The organism is Oleiphilus sp. HI0132 (assembly GCF_001635845.1).
On the sequence record NZ_LWGJ01001900.1, the window covers coordinates 1 to 748 of the forward strand.

General features: G+C 45.7%; 1 protein-coding gene. It reads right to left on the reverse strand.

The window, feature by feature from the left end; genetic code table 11:
* Positions 1-748 (reverse strand): glutamate synthase-related protein (locus A3766_RS28650; protein ID WP_255375953.1); only part of this gene is annotated, 748 nt, incomplete at both ends.

The following is a 748-nucleotide window of genomic DNA, read 5'->3' on the forward strand; positions in this document are numbered from 1 at the left end:
AGCCGTACCCGCTGCAAACAACTTACCGCCAGTAGCGCCGTAAAGACAAGTATTACCAACAATGGATGTTTCCTGGGTTTTGAACTCACTACCTTGAGGGGGTCGAATGGTTAGTTTACCACCAGTCATACCTTTACCAACATAGTCGTTTGCATCGCCTTCAAGGTTCATATTCAAACCACCAGCATTCCAAACACCAAAGCTCTGACCAGCTGTACCCGTCAAATTCAAGTTGATTGGCGCACTCACCATACCTTGATTACCATGACGCTCTGCGATTTCGCCAGAGATTCGTGCACCAACCGAACGATCACAGTTAGTCACTTCGTAATCGAAGGTACCACCCGACTTGGATTCAATTGTTGGAACTAAGTCCTCAACCATTTTTTCGGCCAACAAGGCTTGGTCAAACGGAGCATTACGCTCTACCTTACAGGTATGCGGTTTATCTTCAGGTATTCCCTCAGTCGAAAGAATCGGCGATAGGTCAAGCTTGTTCTGCTTATCAGTAGTACCTGACAAAATGTCTAACAAATCTGTACGACCAACCAGCTCTTCCAAACTACGAACACCTAGCTTAGCCATCCACTCACGCGCTTCTTTCGCAACAAAGCGGAAGAAGTTCATTACCATTTCTACGGTACCGTTGAAGTACTCATCACGAAGTAATTCGTTCTGAGTCGCAACACCCGTCGCACAGTTGTTCAAATGACAAATTCTCAAATAACGACAACCCAAAGCAACCATA